Here is a 20,091-nt window from a genome sequence, read left to right on the forward strand (position 1 = left end):
CAGCGGCTTAGAAGCCCAGGCCTTCGTATTTCTTCTTGAACTTGGAGACGCGGCCGCCGGCATCCAGCAGGCGCGAGGTGCCGCCGGTCCAGGCCGGGTGCACGGTGGGGTCGATGTCCAGCGACAGCTGGTCGCCTTCGCTGCCCCAGGTGGAACGCATCTGGATGACGGTGCCGTCGGTCATCTTGACGTTGATGGTGTGGTATTCGGGATGGGTGTCTTTTTTCATGATACCGCTCCTCAGGCTTTCTTGGGCTTGTAGTTCGCGTCTTCCGCGATCCGTGCCGATTTGCCGCGGCGCGCACGCAGGTAGTACAGCTTGGCGCGGCGCACGCGGCCGCGGCGCACAACTGTGATGCTGTCGATGTTGGTCGAATAGAGCGGGAACACGCGCTCCACGCCTTCACCGAAGGAAATTTTGCGGACGGTGAACGAACCGGCAATCCCTGCGCCGTTCTTGCGGCTGATGCAGACGCCTTCGTACATCTGCACGCGGGTGCGCGAGCCTTCGGTCACCTTGTAGCCGACACGGATGGTGTCACCGGCTTTGAAGTCGGGGATCTCTTTCCCCAGGGCGGCGATCTGTTCCGCCTCCAGCTGTGCGATCAAGTCCATCGCAACTCTCCTAATCTGCCCGCGGTTCACGCCGCGGAGGTTTCTGCCGTCATGAGAGCTCCTGGTCTTCACCGGGTCCCGCCTTGCGGCCCGCCAGAGATCACGCCGTTCGTTTCTTGGGTCTTGCGGCACACCGGCTGGGAGGGGCCGAAGAAGGCCGGGCAGCTTTGAGTGGCAAACCGCAAAAGGGCCCGGAGCCGCGCAAGCGAATCCAGACCGGCGCTTCATACGGCCGCGGGCGCCGCAAATCAAGGGCTATCGTGCCCAGGGCGGCCTTTCGTGGACGGGCCACTCCCGGGCGCGGCTGGCTCAGGTCCTGGACTTCGCGTCCTGATAGGATTGCCAGAGGTCCGGGCGCCGCTCCCGGGTAATCTCCTCGCTCATGCCATGGCGCCATTCGGCAATCTTGCCGTGGTGGCCGGACATCAGCACCTCGGGGATGGCGCGGCCCTGCCATTCGGCCGGGCGGGTATACTGCGGATGCTCCAAGAGGCCGGAGGAAAAGCTCTCCTCCTCGGCCGAGGCCTGGTTGCCGAGCACGCCGGGCAGCATCCGCACGGTGGCGTCGATCAGCGCCTGCGCGGCAATCTCGCCGCCCGTCATCACGAAATCGCCGAGGCTCACCTCCTGGATGCCGTAGTGCTCCAGCACCCGCTCGTCGACGCCCTCGAAACGGCCGCAGAGCAGGGTGAGCCCGTCGCAGCGGGCGAAATTCTGCATCATCTGCTGATCCATCCGCCGACCGCGCGGCGACAGGTAGATCAGCGGCCAGTTGCCGCCGGTGCCCGCCATCGTATGCTCGATCGCATCGCCCAGCACATCGGCCCGCAGCACCATACCCGCGCCGCCGCCGGCGGGGGTGTCATCGACATTGCGGTGCTTGCCGATGCCGAATTGGCGCAGGTCCACGGTCTCCAGCTGCCACAGCCCCTCCTGCAACGCCTTGCCGGTGAGGCTTTCGCCGAGGACCCCGGGAAAGGCGGAAGGAAACAGGGTAATGATCTTCGCCTTCCACACGCCGGCAAGATCCGGCGTCGGCGTGATCAGCTCGCGCGGGGTCAACGTGGGGCGGATGGCCTTGCGGCCGTGGGATTTATTTGGTGCACTCATGAGGGTGTGTTTAGTCGAGCCAGTTCTGCGCGCAATAAAAAGCTTTTGGAGATTGCATGAGTTCAGACAGGTCCTCCGCAGCGCTGGACCGCGGCCGGTATGCTGTGATGGAGGACGTCGCAGCCCGTACCCGCGCGCTCTGGCCGCAGGCAGCCGCCAGTCTGGGGGTGCCCGCGGCCGGGGCCAGTTTCCGCAGGATGCAGGTGCACAGCAGCAAGGAAGACCGCCGCTGCGCGCTGGAGGTAAGGTCCGCCGGCGGAGAGCGCTTCGTCCTGCGCGCGGAATTTGCCGGGAGCCGCCCGGGGCGCTTCCGGCAATACCTGGAACGGCACAAGGCAGCCGCGGACGGTCTTAAGCCCGTGCCTGGTGTCTCGGCGCCGGGCATTCTTTGGCACGACCCGCAAAAGCCTTTCGTCCTTATGGAATTTGCCCCAGGGGACACCGCTTTCCGCGAATTGGCGATGACAGAATACGGGATCGGCGGCAGAGGCGATGTGCTGCGGCGAATCGGGCATGCAGTTGCGGCTCTGCACAGGGTGTCCGAAGTGGGCGGGAGAAAGTTCTGGCCCAAGACTTTCCTTGCCAAAGTGTCCGGCCGGGCCGTGGCCGTGCGGGACGGCCGGCTGCGGTTGCCGAAGCCCAACAAGTTTTTGGGCCTCTGCGCCTATTTGCACCGGGCGGGCCGGCGGGCGCGTGGACATAGCTATGCCGGCGCCGTGGAACATGGCGACCTTCATCTGCGTAATATTCTGATGTCCGGGGAAACCGTCTCCTTCATCGACTTTTCAAACCACAAGGAGGCTTTTCCGCAGCGCGACCTTGTCAAGATATGGCTGGCAAACTGCCCCGACCAGCTTGCGAACGGCGGCCGCAAACCCGGATACGGGCTGGTAGGGCAGGCGGACTGGGACGCTTTCCAGGACGGTTATGGCGCGGAGCTGACCAGCGATCTGCTGTTCCGGTTCTTTTTTGCCCTGCAGGTGTATAGCTCCTGGCTGCGGCTCACCGGTCCGGCCTGGCCGCTGGAGGCAAAAAGCATGCGGCTCGCGGAGGCGCTGGTTCGGGTGTACGAATCGCTGCTCGCCGATGAACCCGGCTGAGCTGCCGGGAGGCGCCGCTGTCAGAACAGCCCTTCCGGCGGGTCGGCGACGATGCGGCCCTGGGCGAGGTCCACTGTGGGCACCGCGGCCCTGGTGAAGGGCAGCAGCACGGTTGCCTTCAATCCGGGCCCGTGAATTTCCAGCAGGTCGGCAGCGCCGTGGTTCTGCACCGATTTCACCCGGCCCAGCAAGGTGCCGCCAGTGTCATGCACCTCCAGCCCGATCAGGTCGGCGTGATAAAACTCATCATCCGGCAGCGAGGGCAGCTGGTCGCGGCGGGCGAAAAGCTGCAGGCCCCTGATGGCGTCCGCCTCTTCCTTGGTCTGGACGCCGCCGAGAATGGCGGCGAAACCGTTCTTGACGGGACGGGTGAGTGTCAGCGTGTAGCTTTGGCTGCCGTCTTCGCTGGTCAGCGGAGAGTAGCTTTCAATCTCTTCCGGCACCGCGCAGAAGCTTTTCAGGCGCACTTCGCCGCGGACGCCGAAAGCGCCTGCCACCACACCGACGCAGATCAGTTCGCTCATGGTCTCATTCCCTTGCACAGAAGCCCTCGCGCTGCCAGCTGCCGCCGGCCGCTTCGCAGCGTTCGCCTTGGTTGTTGCGTTCGGCGAAGATGCCAGCGGTAAAGGCCACTGCAACAAAAAATACAAGCCGGATCAACCGTCCCACCGGCGGCCTCAGCGGGTCTCGATGGGCAGGGCGGCGATGCGGTTTTCCCAGCCCTGCTCTTCAAGCTCGGGCGTGTCCGACAGCCGTTCCGGGTAGCCGATGCAGAAATAGCCGATCAGGGTCCAGCCTGCGGGCGCGCTGAGATCGCGGTTCAGCTGGCCGGGATCCAGGACCGACACCCAGCCAAGGCCGAGGCCTTCGGCGCGCAGCGCAAGCCAGAACAGGGTAATCGCGGTCACCACCGAAAAGCGGCGCATCTCCGGCATAGTGGCGGCGCCGAGCCCATGGCCCTGCGCGGTTTCATCGTCGCAGTAGATCGCCAGCTGCACCGGCGCATCGCGCATGCCCGAAAGCTTGAGCCCGGCGTAGCGTTCCGCCTGTGCGCCGGAATAGCCCTGCAGAGCGCGGCTGTTGGCGGCCTCAAAGTTCTCGAGCGCAGCGGCGCGGGCGGGTTCGCTGTCCACCCGCAGGATGCGCCAGGGTTCGCTCAACCCCACCGAGGGGGCAAGCGGGATGGCGGCGAGGCAGCGCGCCAGCACCGCCTCCTCCACCGGGTCGCAGCGGAACCGGCGCACATCGCGCCGGAGCCGCATCAGAAGGTCCAGCTGGCTGCGGAAACCCTCGGGAAAAGCGCCCCGCAGCTCCACCGAATTATTCCGCGCTTTCGGCCGCTTCGGCGGCCTTGGCGGCTTTCTCTTCGGCGCGCTCCTGGGCTTTCTTGCCCGGGGTGCCCTTCTTGGGGTTGCTGCGCTCGGCCTTGCTGCGGACGCCTGCGGCTTCCAGCATGCGGGCGATCCGGTCGGTCGGCTGGGCGCCCTGGTCGAGCCAGTACTGCACGCGCTCGGCGTCCATCTTCACGCGGTCTTCCGAATCTTTCGGCAGCAGCGGGTTGTAGGTGCCCAGCTTCTCGAGGAAGCGGCCGTCGCGCGGCATGCGGCTGTCGGCCGCCACGATACGGTAGAAGGGACGCTTTTTCGAGCCGCCGCGGGCCAGACGGATTTTCATTGCCATGGGTTCAGTCTCCTTTGATGGCGTTTCCCGGGGAAGCCCCGGTTTGTCCTGTTGTGTGCTGTTATGCCGGGATCATTCCCGGTGTTTGTTGTGGTGGCGGATCACTTCATCGATGATGAAGTTAAGAAATGCCTTGGCGAACTCCGGGTCCAGATGGGCCTGTTCCGCCAGGTCTTCAAGCCGTGCGATCTGGGCCGCCTCGCGGGCCGGATCGGACGGGGGAAGCTTGTGTTCGGCCTTGAGCCGGCCCACTGCCTGGGTGTGCTTGAAGCGTTCGCCCAGGGTGTAGACCAGGATCGCGTCGAGCCGGTCGATGCTTTCGCGGTGTTCCTTCAGCAGCTCGGCGGCACGGGCAACGGCGTCCTGCGCGGCCGCGTCTTGGGTGGCTGTCGTCATCTGTTCCTCCGCAAGGCAGCAATTCCGGGGCGGGCCGGTCCGGCAAGGCAGTACATCAGGCGGCCTCCCCCTCATGCGGGTGGCGCCAGACCTGGCAGGGCGTCTCCATCACTTCGCCGTCCCGCTCATACCGCGCGCCAAGCCGCTCGGCCAGCTTCAGGGAACGGGTGTTGGCGGGATCGATGTAGGAAATCACTCCGTCGAGCCAGAAGTGGCGTGCGCCATAGGCCCGGGCGGCGAGTGCGGCCTCATAGGCGATGCCCTTGCCCTCGGCGCCCTCATAGACGTGCCAGCCCAGCTCGGGCTCGTCCCAGCCTTCGTGATTGATGAATCCCACCCGGCCCAGCGGTACATTGCCGTCCTGCTCCGCGATCACCCACATGCCATAGCCGCGCACCGCCCAGTGGCCGACGCTGCCGCAGAAGCCGCGCCAGGCGTCTTCGCGCGGCTGCGGGCCGCCGACGAAGCGGCTGCGCTCCGAGGCGATAAAGGCGGCGTGCGCCTCGAAATCCGCGGCTTCGGGAGCGCGCAGGATCAGGCGGGCGGTTTCCACGCAGGGCACGGAGAACTGGACGGCGGCTTGTGTCATTGCAGCACCCGCGCCGCGGCAATCTGGGCGTGGCAGTAGCGGTCCCGGTCGTGGCGCCAGGCGCGGATATTTGGGGCCGGCTGCAGCCGGAAGGAAACCGGTTCTTCCGGCTGGGCACCGATGCGGCGGGCCAGCGCGATGGAGGGTTCGTTCTCCTCGGGAATGTAAGAGACGATGGTGCCCCAGTTCTGCGCCGAGAACAGCCATTCCAGCACGCATTCCGCGGCTTCGCTGGCATAGCCCTTGCCGCGGGCGTTTTCGGTCAGGTGCCAGGACAGTTCGGGTTCGGGCCAGCCCTTGGGGAACCAGGGGCCGACGAGGCCCACGGGATCGCCGCTGCTGCGTTCAATCACCACGAACAGCCCGTAGCCGCGCAGGTGCCAGTGGCCGATGATCGAGGCAATCGACCACCAGAGCGAGTCCGGATCGTCCGACGCCTCAAAGAAGCGGGGCGCATCGGGGTCCAGGAAGGCTTCGTTGGCGTCGAAACCGGGCTCGGCCGGCGAGACCAGCAGCAGCCGGGGCGAGATCAGCCGCGCGAAGCGGTGGAAATTTTCAGACATAACATCTCCCTTCGCCAGCCGGGCGCTGGGACCGGCGGGTGATTGAGCTAGGTAATCCGGGAGTATGCGGGGTTCTGCGTAACATTCGGTTAAGCCGCGGCTTTCCGCAGCCTGGCGGGGGTGCCTGGAGTGAAACTGATGGACGCTCATGTGCTCGCCTCCATCCCGCTGCGGTTCGGGAGCGCGTGGCGGAAGACCAGCACCGGCGCGTCAAAGGCGGCTTCGGCATCGCTGTCGCGCGATGCGCCGGTGCGTTCCGCGGCGCGTGCAGAGCGCGAGTTGCCGGGGTCGACGTAGCTCACCAGCGAGGGCAGCTCCAGTGCCGAAAGAGCGAAGTCGCGCACGGCTGCAATGGCCTCGGCCGCGAGACCCTGGCCCTCGAACCGGTCGGCGAGGAGGTAACCGAGTTCGTGCTCGTGATCGCCATATTCCATGCCGGCGGAAAAGAACCCGGCGACGGCACCGGTTTCACGATGCTCAGCCGCCCACATGCCGGCGCCGCGCAATTGCCAGCCCGCGATGTACTGGGTGAAATCCAGCCAGGCGTCCCGGCGGCTGAACGGGCCGCCCATATGGCGGGCGCGGTTTGACATCAGGATGGCGGCATAGGCCGGAAAGTCTTCCAGCCGGGGCGCGCGCAGCACTAGGCGCGCGCTCTCGATCCGCGGCACATGGCTGCCCGTCTGCCGCGCGAGCGCGGCAGACGGGCCGGAGGCGGGAACCTCCCAGGGATTTGCCGCCTGATTGGTCACTTCTTCTTGCCAAAACCGCTGAGGCCGCCGGGCAGGCCCATGCCGCCGCCGAGACCGGGCAGGCCGCCGGGCATGCCACCGGGAAGACCCTTGCCGCCGCCCATCGCCTTGGCCGCCGCTTCCAGTGCCTTGGGGTCCATCTGGCTGGGGTCCATGCCGTCCATACCGGGCATGCCGCCGCCTTTGCCGAACATGCCCTTCATGGCCTGTTTCAGCATCTTGCCCTTGCCCATCTTGCCCATCTTCTTCATCACATCGGCCATCTGCCGGTGCATTTTCAGAAGCTTGTTGAGGTCGGACACTTCCATGCCGGAGCCGGCCGCGATGCGTTTCTTGCGGCTAGCTTGCAGCAGCGCGGGGTTGGCGCGTTCCTTCTTGGTCATCGACTGGATCATGGCGATCTGGCGCGTCAGCACCTTGTCGTCCATGCCGGAGTCCTGCACCTGCTTGGCCATCTTGCCCATGCCGGGCATCATCTGCATCATGCCCTCCATGCCGCCCATCTGGAGCATCTGCTCCAGCTGCATCTTCAGGTCGTTCATGTTGAACTGACCCTTCATCATGCGCTTCATCATCTTCTCGGCCTGTTCGGCCTCGATGGTTTCCTGCGCCTTTTCGACCAGGGCCACGATGTCGCCCATGCCGAGGATGCGGCCCGCGATGCGCTCCGGCTCGAAGGTTTCGATGGCGTCCATCTTCTCGCCCAGGCCGACAAAGCGGATCGGCTTGCCGGTGACCGCGCGCATCGACAGCGCCGCACCGCCGCGGCCGTCGCCGTCCATCCGGGTGAGCACCACGCCGGAGATGCCGATTTTGGCGTCGAACTCTTCCGCGACTTCCACCGCAACCTGGCCAGTGAGGCCATCGACCACCAGCAGGGTCTCGCGCGGGGAGACCACGTTGCGGACGTCCTCGACCTCCTGCATCAGGGTCTCGTCGATGTGCAGACGGCCGGCAGTATCCAGCATGTAGACGTCATAGCCGCCCAGTGCCGCCTGCTGCTTGGCGCGTTTGGCGATATCGACGGGCTTCTGGCCGGGCACGATCGGCAGGGTGTCGACGCCGATCTGCGCGCCCAGCACCGCCAGCTGCTCCATCGCCGCCGGGCGGTAGACGTCGAGCGAGGCCATCAGGACGCGCTTGCCTTCTTTGTCCTTCAGGCGCTTGGCCAGCTTGCCGGTGGTGGTGGTCTTGCCCGAGCCTTGCAGGCCGACCATCAGCACCGGCGCCGGCGGGTTGTCGACCTTCAGCTTGCCGGGGTCTTCCGAGCCGCGCAGCACGCCGACCAGAGCGTCGTGGACGATCTTCACCACCTGCTGGCCCGGCGTCACCGATTTGGTGACCGCCTGGCCGGTGGCCTGATCCTGCACCTTCTTGACGAAGTCGCGCGCGACCGCCAGCGACACGTCGGCCTCAAGCAGGGCGACGCGCACCTCGCGCAGGGCGGTCTTCACGTCCTCCTCGTTGAGGGCGCCCTGCTTGGTCAGCCGGTCGAAGACGCCGGAAAGGCGTTCGGATAGATTTTCAAACATGCCTCTCGGCCTCCTTAGCCGGTTTCACCTGTGGCGCCCCCCGTATGTAGGGGACATGCGATCCATGCGCAAATGCCCCCACGGGCGTGATACGCTGGTGGGGGGCGATCCCTGGCATGGGGCAGGGACCGGAAGACTCGGGTGCTTCCGGATGTTTGGGCAGGCGCTACCCCGAAACAGGCCGCGAGTCAACCTTTGCGCCGCCGCCGTGGTCTTGCGGCCAGAGCGCGCGGGGCGGCTTGACGGAAGGGGGCGGCTGGCGGAACATGGAGGAGAACGGGCGCCTGCCTGGGCCGAGTCTCTCGTGAGAGGCTCCGGCTATGCATGGCAGTCTCCGCCCTCCGCGTTTCGAGGCAGCGCGCATCTCAGGCAAGCACCGCCGCCGCAGGGGCGCGCGGTTTTCCTTACCGGGCAGGCACACCAGCCGAGGGAGGAACTGAGAACATGCGCGTCTTTACCATATTGGGGCCGTCGCAGTCCGGGAAATCGTCACTGGCCAGGGCGCTGGCCGAATTGGACGGTGCCCCGGGCAAACGTCAGGAGGTTGCAGGTGTCGCCGCTCTGCAACCTTTTTCATTCATGGGGGAGAGTTGGGCTGCGATCGACATCGCGGGCGGCGCCGACAACCTGGCGCAGGCAGGCCCGGCGCTGGCGGCCAGCGATGCGGCGGTGCTTTGCGTGCCGGCCGATGCCGGGGCTGCGGTGCTGAGCGCGCCTTACTTGCGCAAGCTGGAAGAGGCGGGCATCCCCGCCTTCATTTTTTTCAACCGCATGGATCAGGCCACTGGCCGGGTGGCAGAAATCGTGGCGGCCTTGCAGGCCTATTGCAGCCACAACATCATCCTGCGCCAGGTGCCGATTCGCGAGGACGGCCAGGTGGTGGGCGCGGTCGACCTGATTTCGGAACGCGCCTGGCAGTACCGGGAGGGCGAGCCCTCGGCGCTGATCGAGCTGCCGGTGGCGATGTATGCCCGGGAGCAGGAGGCGCGTACCGAACTGCTGGAGGCGCTGGCGGATTTTGACGACACGCTGCTGGAGGAGCTGATCGAGGATCAGAAGGTGATGGCGGATGAGGTCTATGACGTGGCCACCAAGGTGCTGCAGCAAAATGACCTGATCCCGGCGCTGATGGGCTCGGCCGAGTACCGCAACGGTATTCTGCGGCTGATGAAGTCGCTGCGCCACGAGGCGCCCGACGTGGACGCGGCGCTGAACCGGCTGTCGCCGGACGGCAGCGTGGTGGCGGTTGGATGCATGGCGGACCTTGTCAAGCATCTGGGCAAGACAGTGATGGTGCGCGCGATGGAGAGCGGCATGGGCAATGGCACGCCGCTGGGCGGTGCCACGCTGGGCGCGCTCACCGGCATCGGCGGTGCGGTCAGCAACGCGATGCTGGCGGGCGACATGGGGCAGGCGGTGAAATCGGATCACCTGAACCTCGGTTTCGCCTATGGCCGCGACGGGCCGGCGCCGCTGCCGGACTGGGCGCAGCCGCGGCCTTCGACCTTCTGCCGGGTGATCACCCCCGCGCATGAACGCGACGACGCCCGGCTTTCGGCCGCATTGGAGCGGCTGGCGGAGATCGACCCGGCGCTGCGGGTGAGTCAGGACGAGGCCTCGGGCCATGCTTTGCTGGCCTTGCAAGGCCCGCTTCACTTGCGCCGTATCACCCAGACCCTGATGCAGGAATTCGGCATTGAAGTGGCGGAGCAGCCGGTGCCGCCGGCCCTGCGCGAAACCATCAGAAAACCGGTGCAGATCCACCACCGCCACCGCAAACAATCGGGCGGCGCCGGGCAGTTTGCCGATGTGGTGATCGAGCTGGCGCCCTTGCCGCGCGGCAGCGGCTTCGTCTTCGAGGAGACGGTGAAGGGAGGCGCGGTGCCCAAGAACTATATTCCCTCGGTCGAGGCCGGCGCCCGCGAGGCGCTGGCGCAGGGGCTGAACGGCCACCCGGTTGTGGATGTCCGCGTCACGCTGAAGGACGGCAAGCACCATTCGGTCGACAGTTCCGACTATGCCTTCCGCACTGCGGGCAAGAATGCGGTGCGTGAGGCCCTGGCGGAGGCGGCAGTGATCCTGCTGCAGCCGATCATGCGGGTGCAGATCCATGTGCCTTCGGTCTTTACCGGCGGGCTGGTGCCAATGGTGAGCGGCATGAAGGGCCAGATCCTGGGCTTCGAGGCCGAGGACGGTGTCGCGGGCTGGGATGTTTTCGAAACGCTCTTGCCGATGGCGGCGCAGGACCAGCTGTGCAACACGCTCGCCAGCGCCACCCGCGGCACCGGCTGGTTCAGCACCGATTTCGACCACTACGAGGAAGCCAGGCGCGCCGATTTCGCGGAGGCTTGAAGTCCGGCAGGCCGCAAAACTGGATGCAAGCGGCGTCTCGCCCCTTGCATCCAGCGGCAATCCGGCGTGATCTGCGCCGCAATTCGGACCCGAACTGCGGAGTAAGATCATGGATGCCTCCTCGGCCTCTCAGGACAGCCTGCCTGTCACCTCGGATGCATTGTTGCGCCAGCTGGACGGCTGGGGGCTGGCGTATACGCTGCACGAACACGTGCCGCTGCGCACGGTGGAGGACGCCAAAGCGGTGGAGGCGCAGTACCTGGTGCCGGGGCAGCGCGCCTTGCGGGTGAAGAACCTCTACCTGCGCGACAAGAAGAAGCGGAACTACCTGGTGACCCTGCAGCAGGACCGGGAAATCGACCTGAAAGCGCTGGCCGGGGAGCTGGGCGCGGGCAACCTGTCGTTTGGCTCGGCGGATCGGCTGATGGAGAACCTCGGCATCCGCCCCGGCGCGGTAAGCCCTTTGGCGATGATCACCGGGGCGGAAAAGGGCGTGGCCTTCTTCCTCGACAAGGCGGCGCGGGAGGCGGAGGTGATCTGCATGCACCCGCTGGTCAACGACCGCACCGTGGTGATGGCGCGGGACGATGTGATGGCGTTTTTCGAGAAGACCGGCGTCGCGGTGAACTGGGTCTGAAGGGGGGGATGAGCCGCGCGTCGGCGGCGCGCGCGGGGGCGATCCAAACGGGCGTTGCTGGGAGTTTATCCCGGCCAAGTCCGTACACTCTATCGAGGGACCGCCCAGCCTCGGCCAAATCGCCGCCGCTTAGGGGCGCGCCGACGATGCGCGGCGGCCTTCGGCCTTGTCCCGCGCTGGGAACTCATTTGCTGAACATGTATCGTTGCGTGGCACGAAAAAGGGCCGGAGTTTCCTCCAGCCCTCGCGTGCAATAGGGGTGCCGAATCAGGCCGCCAGCGCCGCGATCTGGTCGTTGGCCTTCTTCAGCGCGCCGTCGGCATCGACCGCCATGGCATCGGCCGCGACCAGTTCAACGTCGGTGATGCCGATGAAGCCTAGCACGTGGCGCAGGTAGCTGGTGGCAAAGTCGATCTCCGACCCAGCCGGAGTGCCGCCCGACGCCAGCGCGATGATCGCGCGCTTGCCCTCCAGCAGGCCAACAGGGCCGTTTTCGGTGTACTTGAAGGTCAGCCCGGCGCGGGCCACCAGGTCGATCCAGGCCTTCAGCGCGGCAGGCACCGAGAAGTTGTAGACCGGGGTGCCGATCACGATGGTATCGGCGCGCTGCAGCTCCTCCACCAGAGAGTCAGACAGGGCGAGCTGCGCCTTATGCTCCGCGTTGCGCTGATCGGCCGGGGTGAAATTGGCCGCAACCCAGCCCTCGGTCAGCAGCGGCAGCGGGCTGGCGAAATCGCGGCGGATCACCTCCTGCGCCCCGAGACGCGTGGTGATGCGGGCGGAAAGATCGCGGGTGACCGAGCCTTCGAGACGGGCCGAGGAATCGATGTGCAGAACGGTCTTGGTCATGATGGTTTTCCCTTGCTCATGTGCTGGGAGAGAAATGGGCTATTGCATTTGCGAACGCAATGCTGCTTTCTTCACATGAAATGTGCGCCTGTGCGCAGGTGTGCGCCGCAGTCTTGGAAGGAACCGAGCAATGGACAGGACCGATGGATAACTGGGACGAGGTGCGCACCGCCTATCAGGTGGCGCGCATGGGCACGGTCAGTGGTGCGGCCGAGGTGCTGGGCGTGCATCATGCCACCGTGATCCGCCATATCGACGCCATCGAGGCGCGGCTCGGGATCAAGCTGTTCCAGCGCCACGCCCGCGGCTATACGCCGACCGAGGCGGGCCAGGACCTGCTGCGGGTGGCGCAGGCCACCGATGATCAGTTCAACCAGCTGGTCGGGCGGCTGAAGGGGCAGGGCGATGATGTCTCGGGCGAGCTGGTGGTGACGTCGCTGGCGTCTTTCGCGCCAATGATGGTGCCCGCGCTGAAGGACTTCCAGGACATGCACCCGGGGCTGATCATCCGCTACCTGACCGGCGACCGGCTGTTCCGGCTGGAATATGGCGAGGCGCATGTGGCGATCCGGGCGGGCTCGGTTCCGGATCAGCTCGACAATGTGGTGCAGCCCTTCATGAAACAGCAGATCGGGCTTTTTGCGTCAAAGAGTTATGTGGAGAGATACGGGCCGCTGAAGGGGCTGGAGGATTTCGCCAACCACCGCTTTGTCGGCCAGGATGACGAAAACACAAGGGCGCCGTTTTCGCGCTGGCTGCGCGCGCATGCCCCGGCCGAGACGATCGCCTTCCGTTGCACCAACGGCTTTACCATGCAGCGGGCGGTACACAGCGGCGCTGGGATCGGCTTCATGGCCGCCTGGGAGGCCCGCCAGCAGCCGGACCTGGTGGAGATGATGGCGCCGCTGGAGGAGTGGGAAGGGCCGTTGTGGCTGGTCACTCATGTCGACCTGCACCGCACCACCAAGGTGCAGGCTTTCCTCAGCTTCCTCAAAGAACAGGCCAAACAGTGGCAGCTCTGAGCGAGGCACTGAAGGGGCATCTTGCGATGCTGCTGTTTTCCGCCCTGGTGGCGGGGTCGTTCTCGCTTGGGGTGATGGTTGCGAATGAGATTGCGCCCGCGGCGCTGAACGCCGCCCGTTTCGGGATTGCCGCGGTAGTGATCGGCATGGCGGCGATAGCGACCACCGGGCTCAGGCGCAGCCATTTCCGGGCGCCCTGGCGCTATCTGCTGCTGGGCGGGCTGTTCGGCGGGTATTTCGTGCTGATGTTCTACGGGCTCAGGACCGCGGCACCGGTGAGCGCGGCGGCGGTCTTCACCCTGGTGCCGGTGATGAGCGCGCTGTTCGGCTGGCTGCTGCTCAGGCAGGTGACCACGCGCTGGATGGCGCTGGCGCTGGCAATCGGGGCTGCGGGCGCGGTCTGGGTGATCCTGCGCGGCGACCTGGCAGCACTGGCGGCTTTCGAGATCGGCCAGGGCGAGATCGTCTATTTCTGGGGCTGCGTGCTGCATGCGATCTACACGCCGATGGTGCGCAAGCTGAACCGGGGCGAGCCTGCGGTGGTCTTCACCTTCGGCACGCTGATTGCCGGCGCGGGTCTGCTGGTGGCGCTGGGCTGGCGCGACATTGCTGCAACCGACTGGCTGGCGCTGCCGCCGATTGTCTGGCTGGGGCTGTTCTACCTGGCACTGTTTGCCAGCGCCGCGACCTTCGTGCTGCTGCAATATGCGGCGATGCGGCTGCCCTCGGCCAAGGTGATGGCCTATACCTATCTGACTCCCAGCTGGGTGATCCTGTGGGAAATCGGCTTGGGCCGCGGGGCGCCGCCAGGGCTGGTGCTGATCGGGGTGGCGATGTCGGCGCTGGCACTGGTGATGCTGCTGGAAAGCGACGCCCGCCCCTCCCGCGCCAAGGCCTGAGCGGGCCTCATGCGGCGGCTGCGGGAGCCGGAATTCGGCGCGAATTCCGGGCCGGAAAAATCGGATTTTCCGGCGCCCGTGGCTCAGGGTTCCTCGCTGCTGCCAAGCTCGGCTTCCAGGAAGCGTTCGAAGGCCTCAAGGTTCACCGGCTCGAACTGGCCGAAGCCCTGCATCCAGACCGAGGCCGCGCGCATCGCGTCGGGTTGCAGCTTGCACCATTTGACCCGGCCGCGCTTTTCCTGCGCGATCAGCCCGGCGCGGCTCAGGATTGCCAGATGCTTGGACACAGCGGCAAGCGACATCGCGAAGGGCTCGGCCACGTCGGTCACCGCCATGTCATCCTCCAGCAGCATGGTCAGGATCGCCCGGCGGGTCGGATCGGCCAGGGCGGCAAAAACGCTGTCGAGAGGATCGCTCATGACTTCACTCCTAGCCAGCACCCTGCAGTTTGACAATCTGCCAAATCCGGCAGAGGCTGCGCGTTTTGGGCAGGGGAACTGTCGTGGCATTGAAATATTGGCTGGTAATTTTCATTCTCGGCATTGGCTGGGGCATGTCCTTCATGTTCAACGCCATCCTCTTGCGCGAGCTGGGGCCGCTGTCGGTCTCGATGGGACGGGTCGGCTTCGGGGCGCTGGGCTGCTGGATCTACGTTCTGGCGGCGAGGAAGCGGGTGCCGCTGGCGCCGGGGCGCTGGCTGGCGTTGTTCGGCTTTGGCGCGCTGACCTATGCCGGGCCGTTTGCTTTTTATGCACTGGGCCAGCAGCATATCGCCAGCGGTGTCGCCGGTATCGTCAATGCCACCACCCCGGCCTTTGCCGTGGTGGTGTCGCATTTCTGGCCCGGCAGCGAGCGCGCGACGGTGTTGAAGACGCTCGGGGTGCTCTGCGGTTTCAGCGGCATTGTGATCCTGTCGCAGCCGATCCTGGCAAGCGGCCAGCCGTCCGCGGTCTGGGCGGTGCTGATCACGCTGCTGGCCCCGCTGTGCTATGCCATCTCGGTCAATATCGCCCGCCGCTTCCGCGACATGGAGCCGGTGGTGCTGGTGGCGATCGCGATGACCGGCGCCACCGCCGCAATTGCGCCGCTGGCGATCTGGCGCGAGGGGCTGCCGGTGGTGACGCGGCCCGAGACATGGGCTTCGCTGTTTGTGATCGGCTTCGTGCTGACCTCGGCCGCCTTCATCGCCTTTTACTGGGTGCTGCCCAAGGTGGGGCCGACCAACACCACCCTGCCGACGCTGATCGCGCCGGTCTCGGCGCTGGTTCTCGGGACTTGGATCCTGCAGGAGGAGCTGCTGGCGGCGCATCTCTGGGGCATGGCGGCGATCCTCTTGGGGCTGTTGCTGATCGACGGGCGTGTCCTGCGCTGGCGTCCGGCCGGAGCGCCCGCGGGCTAAGATCAACCGGGCGGTTGAATATGCCGTTGGGCCGTCCCAGGCGCCTGCTTGCAACGCGCGGGCGGGCTGCCTAGCGCAGTGTGATATATTTATCCGTTACTTTTTAAGTGCTTGCGCGGAAAATCCAGGGGCGATCCTTGTAATTGACTCTGGCGCCCCGCCGGCTTAGCACCCTCCCAAGATTTCGCGTGAGGATGGCGCCCGTGACAGACGACGACCAAAAGCAGCGCCTGGCGCAGCTGGAGGAGAAGCTGGCGGCGGCGCGTAAGGCCCAGGAGCCCAAGCCGCGCGCGGATCAGCACTATTCGATGGCGAACCTCGCTTGGCGGATGGTGATCGAATTGGTGGCCGGTCTCGGGATCGGTTTCGGCATCGGATACGGGCTCGACTTGCTGTTTGGCACGCTCCCGGTTTTCATGGTGCTGTTTGTATTTCTGGGGCTTGCGGCCGGGGTGAAGACGATGCTCCGCAGCGCGCAGGAGATCCAAGAGAAGAAACTGGCCGAAGAGGCCGACAAGAATGCGCAGGACCGGGACTGATCCGGCGGGATCGGCAGCCGGCGACAGGAGAAGCGGACTGATGGGCAAAATTTTCTTTTACGTAGCGCTGGCGCTGGTGCTGGTCTCGGGCCTGATTTTTACTCCCGCGGAGTCAAAGCTGGCGATCCACCCGATGGACCAGTTCCAGGTGACGCCGCTCTTTGGCGGTGACCATGTGGCTTGGTACACCCCGACCAACGTAACCCTGTGGATGGCGCTGGCCGTTGCCGCGGTGTTTGCGCTGCTGGTGCTGGGCTCCTCGCGCCGCGCCATCGTGCCCTCGCGGGCCCAGTCGGTGGCGGAACTGGCCTATGGCTTCATCTACAAGATGGTCGAGGACGTGACCGGCAAGGAAGGCGTCAAGTTCTTCCCCTACATCATGACCCTGTTCATGTTCATCGTGATGGCCAACTTCCTGGGCCTGATCCCGATGTCCTTCACCACCACCTCGCATTTCGCCGTGACCGCCGTGCTGGCGCTGCTGGTCTTCGTGACCGTGACCGTCACCGGCTTTGTGCTGCACGGCACTAAGTTCCTGGGCCTGTTCTGGGTCGGTTCCGCGCCGCTGCTGCTGCGTCCGGTTCTGGCGGTGATCGAACTGATTTCCTACTTCGTGCGCCCGGTCAGCCACTGCATCCGTCTTGCAGGTAACGTGATGGCGGGCCATGCGGTTCTGAAGGTCTTTGCAGGCTTTGCCGGCGCCCTGGGCGCAGGGGCATTCCTGCCGGTCTTCGCGATTACCGCGGTCTACGCACTCGAAGTTCTCGTGGCCTTCATCCAGGCCTACGTGTTCACCATTCTGACCTGCGTCTACCTGAAAGACGCGCTGCATCCGGCCCACTAAGGGCAGGCTGCAAGGTCCGAACTCTACAATCAACTTCCAATCGTAAGGAGATATCACAATGGAAGGCGATCTCGCATACATCGGCGCAGGCCTGGCTGGCATGGGTACTGGTATTGCTGCTCTGGGTGTTGGCAACGTTGCTGCCAACTTCCTGGCCGGCGCGCTGCGCAACCCCTCCGCGGCTGCTTCCCAGACCGCAACCCTGTTCATCGGCATCGCATTTGCAGAAGCACTGGGCATCTTCTCGTTCCTGGTTGCCCTGCTGCTGATGTTCGCCGTCTAAGACCTTAGGAACCTTTTTCCTTACGGCCGGGCGGTGCGGAACCCCGCACCGCCCGGTGTAACGGCAAGTTCCCAAGGAGGACGACATGGCATCTAATACGAATGATGCAGCTCAGGGCGCAGCAGACGCGGCGCACGGCGGTGGCGGCATGCCGCAGCTGGACTTCTCGACCTTCGGGAACCAGATTTTCTGGCTCGCAATCACGCTGGTCGCAATCTACCTGATCCTGTCGCGCGTCGCGCTGCCCCGCATCGGTGCGGTGCTGGCCGAGCGCCAGGGCACGATCACCAACGACATTGCCGCAGCCGAGGACCTGAAGGCCAAGGCTGCCGAGGCCGAAGCTGCCTACAACCAGGCGCTGGCCGATGCCCGCGCCGAGGCGCAGCGGATCGCGGCCGAGACCCGTGCCGAAATCCAGGCTGACCTGGACGAGGCCATCGCCAAGGCCGACGAGCAGATCGCCGCCAAGGCGGCCGAGTCGGAGAAGGCAATTGCCGAAATCAAGGCGGGCGCGCTGGAAAGCGTGAAAGCCGTCGCCACCGACACTGCAGAGGCCCTGGTGGCCGCTCTCGGAGGGTCGGCGGAAAAGGACGCGATTGCAAAGGCAGTTGCAGAGCGGACGAAGGGATAAGGACATGCGCAACATTCTCGCTCTTTCCTTGACCTTCGGGGCAGCCAGCCCGGCGCTGGCGGCTGAAGGCCCGTTCTTCTCGCTGGGCAACACCGATTTCGTGGTGGTGCTGGCGTTCCTGCTCTTCGTCGGCATCCTGCTGATGGCGAAGGTTCCGAGCCTGCTGGGCAAACAGCTCGACGGCCGGTCCGAGACCATCCGCAGGGAGCTGGAGGAAGCCCGGGCGCTGCGCGAAGAAGCGCAGACCATTCTGGCTTCCTACGAGCGCAAGCAAAGGGAAGTCCAGGCCCAGGCAGAGGCAATCGTCGCCGCAGCCCGGGACGATGCAACCCGCGCGGCCGACCAGGCCAAGGCGGATCTGGAAACCGCCATCGCGCGCCGCGTTAGCGCCGCCGAGGAACAGATCGCTTCGGCAGAAGCATCGGCAGTGAAGGAAGTCCGTGACCAGGCGATTATGATCGCCGTGGCGGCCGCGGATGAGGTGATCTCCAAGCAGATGACCGCAGCCGAGGCCAACAAGCTGATCGATGCGGCGATCGCGGATGTGGACGCCAAGCTGCACTAAGCAGCGGCAGATGCACGGCCGTCTCCGGCAGAAATGAAGAACCCGGCCCTCGCGGCCGGGTTTTTTCGTCTGTGCAGCAGCCCGCGCCGCTCAAGCCCCCCCTGTGGAGGGCAGGGCGCTGCGGTATTGCGCTCAGGCCACCGCTTCGACGCGCGCCGCAGCAGTTTCCCTTTCGGCCTCCAGCGTCAGCCCGAGGCTCTTGAAAAGCGGCAGGCGGCGGGCGGCGAAGGCATGGGCGCGGGCGCGCAGCACCGCCAAATTCTCCTCTGCGGTTTCCAGCACCCGGCCCTCGTGTTGCAGCCGCTGGCCCTGCGGGGCGAGGATCTGCCAGGCGAGATCTGCCCAGTCCTGCGGGGTTTCGCGGCCCTCGCTGCGGGCGAGCAGGAACAGCTGCTCGAACCAGTCCGCCGCGATGCCGCCGCCGGTCACCGGCGACGCGAGGAAGCGGTAGGTCTCGCTTTCCTCGGCCCGCTTGCAGACGGCGAGGTTGAAGGCGCGGCAGCGCTCTGCACGCTCAGCCAGCCCTACCTGCGGCAGGCAGGGCGCGAGGTGGCCCGAACCCGAAAGCAGCGTCAGCATCCGGGTGATGCGGCCCCAGACCATGTCTCCGAACACGCCCTGATCGAGCAGTTCCCGCACCGTGGCGGGGCCGCGGCAGAGCGCGCTGAGCACCGGGCCGTACTGTGCCTGCTCCAGCAGCTCGCCGGTCTGGCTTTCTGGAAGTTTCAGCACGCCGCCATTGTAGGGCTTGGTCAGTGCCAGCGGGGTTTCGAACCAGGCACCGACCGCGCCGCGCCGGGTGTGGGGCAGGCGGCCGCGCACATATAGATCGCTGCGGAACTGCGCATTCACCAGGATGTCGCGCAGCCCCTCGCGGCGCACCGGGTCCGCTTCCGCCGCGAGCATCTCGCATTGCGCTGCGGTCAGCACGATATCGTCAATGCGGTCGAGCGGGCTGGCCGCGCCGAGAAAGCTGAGCTTTGCGCCCGCCAGATCCTGCGCCACATCGGCGAAGTGGAAGGGCGTCCAATCCTTGTTGAAGAACTCATGCGCCAGGTAGTTGGCGGGCATGTCCCCCAGCTTGGCAAGCCGGGTGGTGGCCGAGGGGTTGGCGGTGAAATAGCCGGCACCCGCCTGTTGCAGCAGCGTTGCAAACTGCACTGCCTCGCCGATCCGCGGCGCCAGCGGGCCGCTGCCCTGCGCTGCGCGGTCCGCGAGAATGCGCCGGAGCGGCAGCGCCGCGGCCCAGCCGGGCAGGGCGTTGTAGCTGATGTAGACCAGCCCGCCGGGCTTCAGCCGCCGGGACAGGAAGTCGAGGATATGCTGCCGGTTCTCCCGCGAAACCCAGCTGTAGACGCCATGCAGCGCGATCACGTCGAAGGCGGCGGGCAGGCCCGGGGTTTCAGCGAAATCGTCAAAGGCGCGTTCGTGGAAGGTGACGTTGTCCAGCCCGGCTTCCGCGGCCAGCTCAGCCGCGCCTGCGATCATTGCCGGGTTGAAGTCCATCGCGTGGAACTGGACGTGCGGGTTGGCGGCGGCCAGCAGGTTGGCTGAAAACCCCTGCCCGCAGCCCAGCTCGCAATAGGTGAGACCGGGCTTTTTCAAACCGTGTTTCTGCCCTTGCGAGGCGGCGGAGAAGGCCATGTTCGCGGGCGAGAGTTCTTGGAAGAAGTCGTGCGTGTAGTCGAGATCGGCGACGTAGCCGGACGTCCAGTCGTTCATGAAGTGCCTTAC

The 20,091-nt window shown here is 65.8% G+C and carries 25 protein-coding genes; 11 read left to right on the plus strand and 14 right to left on the minus strand.

The window, feature by feature from the left end:
• Window positions 1-7 precede the first annotated feature (7 nt).
• The 3 genes from rpmE to trmD all read right to left on the minus strand — a co-directional run bounded on the left by rpmE (window position 8) and on the right by trmD (window position 1,725).
• Window positions 8-229 (minus strand): 50S ribosomal protein L31, encoded by a 222-nt coding sequence (gene rpmE, locus ACOHX0_RS07905; RefSeq protein ID WP_420676141.1) that lies wholly within the window; start codon window positions 227-229, stop codon window positions 8-10.
• A gap of 11 nt (window positions 230-240) precedes the next feature.
• Entirely contained in the window at window positions 241-615 is a 375-nt protein-coding gene (rplS, locus tag ACOHX0_RS07910) for a 50S ribosomal protein L19 (protein ID WP_420676142.1), read from the minus strand.
• Window positions 616-924: 309 nt separating this feature from the next.
• Window positions 925-1,725 (minus strand): tRNA (guanosine(37)-N1)-methyltransferase TrmD, encoded by an 801-nt coding sequence (trmD, locus tag ACOHX0_RS07915; protein WP_420676143.1) that lies wholly within the window; start codon window positions 1,723-1,725, stop codon window positions 925-927.
• Between the two features lie 107 nt (window positions 1,726-1,832).
• Between trmD and ACOHX0_RS07920 the strand changes: the two genes are divergently transcribed.
• Window positions 1,833-2,825, plus strand: coding sequence for an aminoglycoside phosphotransferase family protein (locus ACOHX0_RS07920; protein WP_420676290.1), 993 nt, complete (start codon window positions 1,833-1,835; stop codon window positions 2,823-2,825).
• Window positions 2,826-2,845: 20 nt separating this feature from the next.
• Here ACOHX0_RS07920 and rimM read toward each other — a convergent pair whose 3' ends face one another.
• From rimM to ffh, 8 genes are all read right to left on the minus strand, one after another.
• Window positions 2,846-3,349, minus strand: coding sequence for a ribosome maturation factor RimM (gene rimM, locus ACOHX0_RS07925; RefSeq protein WP_420676144.1), 504 nt, complete (start codon window positions 3,347-3,349; stop codon window positions 2,846-2,848).
• Window positions 3,350-3,502: 153 nt separating this feature from the next.
• The gene (bluB, locus tag ACOHX0_RS07930; RefSeq protein WP_420676145.1) at window positions 3,503-4,141 is read right to left on the minus strand and encodes a 5,6-dimethylbenzimidazole synthase; all 639 of its coding nucleotides are present in this window, start codon (window positions 4,139-4,141) and stop codon (window positions 3,503-3,505) included.
• Between the two features lie 4 nt (window positions 4,142-4,145).
• On the minus strand, window positions 4,146-4,505 hold the full coding sequence (rpsP, locus tag ACOHX0_RS07935; protein WP_420676146.1) for a 30S ribosomal protein S16: 360 nt from the start codon (window positions 4,503-4,505) through the stop codon (window positions 4,146-4,148).
• 72 nt (window positions 4,506-4,577) lie between these two features.
• Window positions 4,578-4,901, minus strand: a complete 324-nt coding sequence (locus tag ACOHX0_RS07940; protein WP_420676147.1) for a chorismate mutase — start codon at window positions 4,899-4,901, stop codon at window positions 4,578-4,580.
• 55 nt (window positions 4,902-4,956) lie between these two features.
• Window positions 4,957-5,490, minus strand: a complete 534-nt coding sequence (locus ACOHX0_RS07945) for a GNAT family N-acetyltransferase (RefSeq protein ID WP_420676148.1) — start codon at window positions 5,488-5,490, stop codon at window positions 4,957-4,959.
• A complete protein-coding gene (locus ACOHX0_RS07950; RefSeq protein WP_420676149.1) occupies window positions 5,487-6,053 on the minus strand; it encodes a GNAT family N-acetyltransferase in 567 nt (188 codons plus the stop codon). Before ACOHX0_RS07950 ends, ACOHX0_RS07945 begins: the two co-directional genes overlap by 4 nt.
• Before the next feature lie 146 nt (window positions 6,054-6,199).
• Window positions 6,200-6,805 (minus strand): GNAT family N-acetyltransferase, encoded by a 606-nt coding sequence (locus ACOHX0_RS07955; RefSeq protein ID WP_420676150.1) that lies wholly within the window; start codon window positions 6,803-6,805, stop codon window positions 6,200-6,202.
• The gene (gene ffh, locus ACOHX0_RS07960) at window positions 6,802-8,337 is read right to left on the minus strand and encodes a signal recognition particle protein (RefSeq protein WP_420676151.1); all 1,536 of its coding nucleotides are present in this window, start codon (window positions 8,335-8,337) and stop codon (window positions 6,802-6,804) included. The genes ACOHX0_RS07955 and ffh overlap by 4 nt, the downstream gene beginning before the upstream one ends.
• A gap of 444 nt (window positions 8,338-8,781) precedes the next feature.
• Here ffh and ACOHX0_RS07965 point away from each other — a divergent pair, with 444 nt between their 5' ends.
• Both ACOHX0_RS07965 and ACOHX0_RS07970 read left to right on the plus strand, forming a co-directional pair.
• Window positions 8,782-10,689: an elongation factor G gene (locus ACOHX0_RS07965; RefSeq protein WP_420676152.1), complete on the plus strand. Its 1,908-nt coding sequence runs from the start codon at window positions 8,782-8,784 to the stop codon at window positions 10,687-10,689.
• A 109-nt stretch (window positions 10,690-10,798) separates the two neighbouring features.
• Window positions 10,799-11,326 (plus strand): prolyl-tRNA synthetase associated domain-containing protein, encoded by a 528-nt coding sequence (locus ACOHX0_RS07970; protein WP_420676153.1) that lies wholly within the window; start codon window positions 10,799-10,801, stop codon window positions 11,324-11,326.
• A gap of 267 nt (window positions 11,327-11,593) precedes the next feature.
• Here the strand turns inward: ACOHX0_RS07970 and ACOHX0_RS07975 are convergent, their stop codons facing one another.
• Window positions 11,594-12,175, minus strand: a complete 582-nt coding sequence (locus tag ACOHX0_RS07975) for an FMN-dependent NADH-azoreductase (protein WP_420676154.1) — start codon at window positions 12,173-12,175, stop codon at window positions 11,594-11,596.
• A gap of 143 nt (window positions 12,176-12,318) precedes the next feature.
• On the opposite strand from ACOHX0_RS07975, the gene ACOHX0_RS07980 reads away from it, so the two are divergent.
• Window positions 12,319-13,197 (plus strand): LysR family transcriptional regulator, encoded by an 879-nt coding sequence (locus ACOHX0_RS07980; protein WP_420676155.1) that lies wholly within the window; start codon window positions 12,319-12,321, stop codon window positions 13,195-13,197.
• The gene (locus ACOHX0_RS07985; protein WP_420676291.1) at window positions 13,194-14,096 is read left to right on the plus strand and encodes a DMT family transporter; all 903 of its coding nucleotides are present in this window, start codon (window positions 13,194-13,196) and stop codon (window positions 14,094-14,096) included. Before ACOHX0_RS07980 ends, ACOHX0_RS07985 begins: the two co-directional genes overlap by 4 nt.
• An 83-nt stretch (window positions 14,097-14,179) precedes the next feature.
• On the opposite strand, the gene ACOHX0_RS07990 is transcribed toward ACOHX0_RS07985, so the two are convergent.
• A complete protein-coding gene (locus tag ACOHX0_RS07990) occupies window positions 14,180-14,515 on the minus strand; it encodes an ArsR/SmtB family transcription factor (protein WP_420676156.1) in 336 nt (111 codons plus the stop codon).
• 83 nt (window positions 14,516-14,598) lie between these two features.
• On the opposite strand from ACOHX0_RS07990, the gene ACOHX0_RS07995 reads away from it, so the two are divergent.
• The 6 genes from ACOHX0_RS07995 to ACOHX0_RS08020 all read left to right on the plus strand — a co-directional run bounded on the left by ACOHX0_RS07995 (window position 14,599) and on the right by ACOHX0_RS08020 (window position 18,357).
• A complete protein-coding gene (locus ACOHX0_RS07995) occupies window positions 14,599-15,495 on the plus strand; it encodes a DMT family transporter (RefSeq protein WP_420676157.1) in 897 nt (298 codons plus the stop codon).
• Between the two features lie 194 nt (window positions 15,496-15,689).
• The gene (locus tag ACOHX0_RS08000) at window positions 15,690-16,034 is read left to right on the plus strand and encodes an AtpZ/AtpI family protein (protein ID WP_420676158.1); all 345 of its coding nucleotides are present in this window, start codon (window positions 15,690-15,692) and stop codon (window positions 16,032-16,034) included.
• A gap of 40 nt (window positions 16,035-16,074) precedes the next feature.
• Window positions 16,075-16,878, plus strand: a complete 804-nt coding sequence (locus ACOHX0_RS08005; RefSeq protein ID WP_420676159.1) for a F0F1 ATP synthase subunit A — start codon at window positions 16,075-16,077, stop codon at window positions 16,876-16,878.
• 58 nt (window positions 16,879-16,936) lie between these two features.
• Window positions 16,937-17,161: a F0F1 ATP synthase subunit C gene (locus ACOHX0_RS08010; protein WP_005636439.1), complete on the plus strand. Its 225-nt coding sequence runs from the start codon at window positions 16,937-16,939 to the stop codon at window positions 17,159-17,161.
• Between the two features lie 85 nt (window positions 17,162-17,246).
• Window positions 17,247-17,792 carry a F0F1 ATP synthase subunit B' gene (locus ACOHX0_RS08015; RefSeq protein WP_420676160.1) on the plus strand — a complete coding sequence of 182 codons (546 nt, stop codon included), beginning with the start codon at window positions 17,247-17,249 and terminating at the stop codon, window positions 17,790-17,792.
• A 4-nt stretch (window positions 17,793-17,796) separates the two neighbouring features.
• A complete protein-coding gene (locus ACOHX0_RS08020) occupies window positions 17,797-18,357 on the plus strand; it encodes a F0F1 ATP synthase subunit B (RefSeq protein WP_420676161.1) in 561 nt (186 codons plus the stop codon).
• Window positions 18,358-18,489: 132 nt separating this feature from the next.
• On the opposite strand, the gene ACOHX0_RS08025 is transcribed toward ACOHX0_RS08020, so the two are convergent.
• Window positions 18,490-20,079, minus strand: a complete 1,590-nt coding sequence (locus ACOHX0_RS08025) for a class I SAM-dependent methyltransferase (RefSeq protein WP_420676162.1) — start codon at window positions 20,077-20,079, stop codon at window positions 18,490-18,492.
• Between the last annotated feature and the right edge of the window lie 12 nt (window positions 20,080-20,091).

This window comes from Cribrihabitans pelagius, from assembly GCF_048820915.1.
Lineage (GTDB): Bacteria > Pseudomonadota > Alphaproteobacteria > Rhodobacterales > Rhodobacteraceae > Cribrihabitans_A > Cribrihabitans_A pelagius.